Raw genomic sequence first — 4,756 nt, 5'->3', positions numbered from 1 at the left:
TTAAGTTCTTTATCCGACATAGACACCAACATATCAAACCGTCCGCTAAGAAAATTGCAACAGCGCATATTCTAAAAGCGGACATTTTTACTTTGGAGAAACCGGACATTTCTATTTTGGAGTTACATTGGGAATTCGTATAAGGTGTATTATGTTAATTTTAGAAATATTTAATTATTAATAGTGACTATGAAAAGGATTGAATTATTTAAAGTTGCCTTAGAGCATTGTGAAAATTTATCTCAAAAATTTCCAGATTTAGAGGTTACATCATCGATTAGGAAGCAACTTAAATATCTTATCTCTTGTGAAAATACGGGTGACATAGATAAATCAAAATTAGAGTCAATTATTATTGGTGTTCAAACAGCTAGAGAAATAGAGCCTTTAGATCAAGAAACTTCTGAATTTTTTTATCAAGTAGCTAATGAAGTCAGAATAATGTTACTTGAATAGATATTTAACATAATGGCTGTTATACGAGATGAAAAAACCTAGGCACTGGCCTAGGTGTTAAATTAAAAAAATACATAAAAATTAAGACTATAGTCTCAATTTTTCAACTTCGTATAACGTGTATTATGTTAATTTTAGCAAAACTTCAAATTAGCTTACTGCTTCATATTCTTTAACCATCCATAAATATATGGATCCTTTTTCAATAAGCTTGCCACCATCTCACTACGTTTAGCCTTATCCAACCTCAATAGAATACTTCTGAGGTCAGCATTAATAGAGTTTTCTGGAGCCCCTCTATCACGAGCCTTACTATACCAATCGTGACCAAGATCATATTCATGATTCTCCATGTATATAGCCCCTAATAAGGTACAAGGTCTATAGTCTTGAGGACTATGATCATGTGCTTTTAATCCATGCTCTATAGCGATATCTGATTTCTTAAGATCCCTTTTTACTCCACCTAGAGTAGTAAAATAGGCAGATAATAGTTTGCTGTTTTTATTTGAGGAAATTTTTGTATTTTCTAGAAATTTTTCAGCTTCTTTACTAGCTTTACATTTTCTTAATTGGCTAGAGGCATTGATAGCATGCCAATCTGATTTAGTTACTTCATATTGTTTAAGGTAAAAGTTAGCTTCTACACGATGAAATTTCATTTTAACTTCGCCAGTAAAAAACTCTCGTCCTTCTGAACTTAACCAAATAGCATCTTGTTCCTGTAATCTTTGTTGGTTATCCAATAAATTCAATATATTAAGTAGTTTAGATCTTTGCTTATTGCCAATAAGATAAGGATAAATTTCATATTTATTTAAAAGAGCTTTCTCTCTTTGCTGTGCAATATATTTTGGATCAGATTCTAGTTTCTTTCTTCTCTCACGTTCAGCTTGTTCTCTAGCTTTTCTTTCTTGAGCTAATTTTTCTTGACGTTTTTGCTCTTCAATACGCTCTAGCTCCTTAAGTTTTTCTAGACGTATTTGTTCCTCTTCTAAACGTTTTTTATATACAACTCTGTCATTTGAAGATTCTTTTTTATATTGATTAAAAGAGATCTTCCCTTCAACAAGGGCATATAAAGCATTCAGATTATTGCGAAGTAAATAGGCTTTTTCTGGCAAAGTTAAACTGTCATTCTGCTTCGTTTTTAATTTCTGGATGATTTTATGAAGCATACTATGTGGAATAATTGAACTTTCTAAATGATCTAAATAGTAAAAAGCTGCATCTTTCTTCATGTCATCAATATATTTTTGATGTTTTTGAGCATCTTCAACTGTTACTTTTCCCCGATAATTAGAACGATATGAGTTTTTAAATGTATTTCTAGTCATTTCAATGTTTCAAAAGCTATTACGATTCAATTAAATAATCTTTTTTATAGCATGAAAAGCTTTTAACCAATTTAACATAATGGTGGTTATACGCAATACACTTGTATATTAATATAAATATCAATCACTTGAAAATTTAGCCATGACTAAGAAAAAGCAAAAAATCGGCTTTTGTAATAAGTTGGTGAGTTTTTAAGCAGATCTGTAATATTTTGCCAGTAAATTTGATTAAAAAACGATCAATTTGGCAATCAGTGCCCATTTCATCGGCTTTCAGGATCCGAAACTATCCCCAATGGCTGTGGATAAAATTTAGGCTATTTTGTACGCCCTGGCGCACAACAATCTCGGCTCTTTGCGGCTACCAGGAACAGTGGAATTTTCCTATGATGAACTCATCAGGAACAGGAAGTTCCAAACAACAAGAATAAGAAAGATCGCACCAGGAGCGTGAGGTAAGACAGGAGTCATACCTAGCAACCCAATATGAGAAACCCCGGCAGGATGCTGGGGTTTTTTATTGTCTGCATTTAAGGTCTAATCAGTCTTAGCCAATTCATTTTGGTTGATAAGTTTAATCAGCGCATTTTGAACAAACTCATCAAGTTCAATCCCTTTTTCTTTTATGATGGTTTCTATCTTTGCTAGCGTTTCACTTTCTAATTCGAACTCGATTTCTGCTGATGTTTCCATGAGTAAATCATAGTTATTTTCGACTATCTTTTTAAAGGTTTCTTCTAGATCTTTTGTTGATGGATGATCCTAGACAAAATAATGGACAGCACGTCCCTCTAAAGATAACGTAACTTTAATCTTTGGAGATTCAAGAAATGGCTAAACGTTTTAGTCCCGAATTTAAACAGCAAGCGATTGATTATGCACTTTCAAACTCACACGAGTCTGTAGCTGCAATCGCCCAGAAATTAGGTGTGGGTTATTCAACATTAGATAAATGGATTCGTGAAACCAATCCGGCAGGTTCAAGCAAACGTCAACTTTCACCAGAACAACAGCGGATCGTGGAATTAGAGAAAGAAGTCAAACAGCTCAAGGAAGCCAATGACATCTTAAAAAAAGCGCATGTGTACTTTCTAACAGATCATGCCAAGAAAAGTACACGGTAATTCAAGATCTAGATATGAATGAAGTCACCGTATCTTCTGCCTGTAAATACCTAGGTGTCAGCACTTCAGGCTATTATGCCTGGCGAAAACGTCAAGCCAATACGGCACAGAAATATAATGACTTAAAAGCCGTATATTGGCAGCATCATGCACGATTGGGTGCACCTTCATTAGTACATGACATGCATGATTTAGGTTACAACATGAGCGAACGTACTATTGGAAGGATGCTAAAAAAGCTTGGTTTACGTAGCAGGATTGCACGTAAATACAAGCATACGACTGATTCAACCCATCGTTTGCCTACAGCACCCAACTTGTTGGATCGCCAATTTACAGTTACTCAGCCTAATAAAGTCTGGACAACAGACATAACCTATATCCGCACTAAAGAAGGTTGGTTGTATTTATGTGTGATGCTAGATTTATTTAGCCGTCGTATCGTGGGGTGGCAAACCAGCCATCGAATAGACCGCCAGTTGGTGTGTGATACGTTTAACTATGCAATGGCTCGTCAGGGTTATCCAACTGGTGTTATGGTTCATTCGGACCAAGGCTCACAGTACTGTAGTCGTGATTTTAGAGCGCTGTTACTGAAAAATGATTGTACTCAGAGTATGTCTAGACGTGGAAACTGTTGGGATAATGCAGTGACTGAAAGCTTCTTTCATACATTAAAAGGTCATGTGGTACATGGCAGTGTGTTTTCGACTCGAAAAGAAGCGAATGCTGTCTTGTTTGACTATATTGAAATTTATTACAATCGAGTCAGAAGACATTCTGCAAACGGCTGGTTAAGTCCAGAAGCCTTTGAACAGAAATATATTAAAAGTTTAGAGGGGCTGGTTGTCCACGATACTGTCTAGGATCAGGAATATTGAAAGATAAGCGTAATGAGCTATTGATAATTTCAATATGGGTATACCCTAAATATTCAGTACTTTTTCCCACAAATCCTAAGTGCTTCATAAAAAACCTTAAATAAATATAGTAGAGAGCTGTCTAAATTAAGCCAGACTCTCTTTTACAAATTTTGGATCAACAATAAATAATCGAATAAGGGATGTTGCTGCTCCTGATGGTCTTCTCGCACCTTGTTCCCATGATTCAAGAGTACGTCTTGATACGCCAAGAATCTTAGCAAACTGATCTTGTGTTAGTTGAGCCTTTCTACGAGCTAACGCTACATCTGTCTCAGTGATTACGGTTCTTTTCGCTGCATTACTAGTAAGCATATCGTCGATGCCTTGTAATATTTCAGCTTCAATATCCCTAGTTGCTTCAAAAGCCTCAAGTTCTTTTTCAGTCATTAAACGAGTCATTTAGTTTCTCCACTAATGCTTGAAGAGTCTTCTTACTAAGCTGTACAGTTTGCTTTTTACTGTACAAGGTTAATAACCAAATCTCTCCATTTGCTAAACGATTAAAGTAGATGACTCTGACACCACCACTTTTACCTCTACCACCGCTAGTCCATCTAATCTTACGAATACCACCTGCATTAGGCTCTACATCTCCTGCTTCAGGATTTAATGCTAAGAATGTTTTGAATTCCTCATATTCTTCCTGAGTCCAATAAACAAGACAGTATTTAGTAAATAATGGAGTCTCACATATTGTATACATTGATTGCATTCATACTACCTTGTAGTAGTTTATTTTATACTACTTTGTGGTATTTTTAAATGATAATTCTTAGTTCTCAGGATTAAATGCCTATTTAAGTGATGTGCTGAAAAGGTTGCCGACACATAAAGTGACTCAGATTGAAGAATTGCTACCACACCGCTGGAAACCTGAACCGAATTAAAAAATAGGCATGGGGTTCAGCGGACGCTT

General features: G+C 35.5%; 6 protein-coding genes and 1 pseudogene. 3 read left to right on the top strand and 4 right to left on the bottom strand.

Annotation, left to right across the window (positions count from 1 at the left end; translation table 11 throughout):
• The first annotated feature begins 189 nt into the window (after positions 1 to 189).
• Entirely contained in the window at positions 190 to 456 is a 267-nt protein-coding gene (locus tag FTT71_RS12995; protein ID WP_163168972.1) for an immunity protein Tsi6 family protein, read from the top strand.
• Between the two features lie 155 nt (positions 457 to 611).
• Here the strand turns inward: FTT71_RS12995 and FTT71_RS12990 are convergent, their stop codons facing one another.
• Positions 612 to 1,793 (bottom strand): hypothetical protein, encoded by a 1,182-nt coding sequence (locus FTT71_RS12990; RefSeq protein WP_180161019.1) that lies wholly within the window; start codon positions 1,791 to 1,793, stop codon positions 612 to 614.
• A gap of 537 nt (positions 1,794 to 2,330) precedes the next feature.
• Positions 2,331 to 2,486 (bottom strand): hypothetical protein, encoded by a 156-nt coding sequence (locus FTT71_RS12985; RefSeq protein WP_257229841.1) that lies wholly within the window; start codon positions 2,484 to 2,486, stop codon positions 2,331 to 2,333.
• A 137-nt stretch (positions 2,487 to 2,623) separates the two neighbouring features.
• Between FTT71_RS12985 and FTT71_RS12980 the strand changes: the two genes are divergently transcribed.
• A protein-coding gene (locus tag FTT71_RS12980; protein WP_087514482.1) for an IS3 family transposase occupies positions 2,624 to 3,783 on the top strand; the annotation gives its coding sequence in 2 pieces (ribosomal slippage) (positions 2,624 to 2,858 and positions 2,858 to 3,783; 1,161 coding nt in all).
• 141 nt (positions 3,784 to 3,924) lie between these two features.
• On the opposite strand, the gene FTT71_RS12975 is transcribed toward FTT71_RS12980, so the two are convergent.
• Together FTT71_RS12975 and FTT71_RS12970 are read right to left on the bottom strand one after the other, a co-directional pair.
• Positions 3,925 to 4,239 carry a DNA-binding transcriptional regulator gene (locus tag FTT71_RS12975; protein WP_104505827.1) on the bottom strand — a complete coding sequence of 105 codons (315 nt, stop codon included), beginning with the start codon at positions 4,237 to 4,239 and terminating at the stop codon, positions 3,925 to 3,927.
• Positions 4,220 to 4,543: a transcriptional regulator gene (locus FTT71_RS12970; protein WP_104505828.1), complete on the bottom strand. Its 324-nt coding sequence runs from the start codon at positions 4,541 to 4,543 to the stop codon at positions 4,220 to 4,222. Before FTT71_RS12970 ends, FTT71_RS12975 begins: the two co-directional genes overlap by 20 nt.
• Before the next feature lie 88 nt (positions 4,544 to 4,631).
• Here FTT71_RS12970 and FTT71_RS12965 point away from each other — a divergent pair.
• Positions 4,632 to 4,727, top strand: a pseudogene (locus tag FTT71_RS12965) (transposase domain-containing protein); the annotation flags it as partial.
• Positions 4,728 to 4,756 lie beyond the last annotated feature (29 nt).

This window comes from Acinetobacter sp. YH01004, assembly GCF_013420455.1.
In the GTDB taxonomy this organism is placed as follows: domain Bacteria; phylum Pseudomonadota; class Gammaproteobacteria; order Pseudomonadales; family Moraxellaceae; genus Acinetobacter; species Acinetobacter towneri.
Note: the sequence above shows the minus strand (reverse complement) of the source record. Positions and strands in the feature narration are given on the sequence as shown.

What these genes read in the sequence shown, in the direction of transcription:
- FTT71_RS12995 (WP_163168972.1), top strand. Translation starts at nt 190, where the DNA reads ATGAAAAGGATTGAATTATTTAAAGTTGCCTTAGAGCATTGTGAAAAT.
- FTT71_RS12990 (WP_180161019.1), bottom strand. Translation starts at nt 1,793, where the DNA reads ATGACTAGAAATACATTTAAAAACTCATATCGTTCTAATTATCGGGGA.
- FTT71_RS12985 (WP_257229841.1), bottom strand. Translation starts at nt 2,486, where the DNA reads ATGGAAACATCAGCAGAAATCGAGTTCGAATTAGAAAGTGAAACGCTA.
- FTT71_RS12975 (WP_104505827.1), bottom strand. Translation starts at nt 4,239, where the DNA reads ATGACTCGTTTAATGACTGAAAAAGAACTTGAGGCTTTTGAAGCAACT.
- FTT71_RS12970 (WP_104505828.1), bottom strand. Translation starts at nt 4,543, where the DNA reads ATGTATACAATATGTGAGACTCCATTATTTACTAAATACTGTCTTGTT.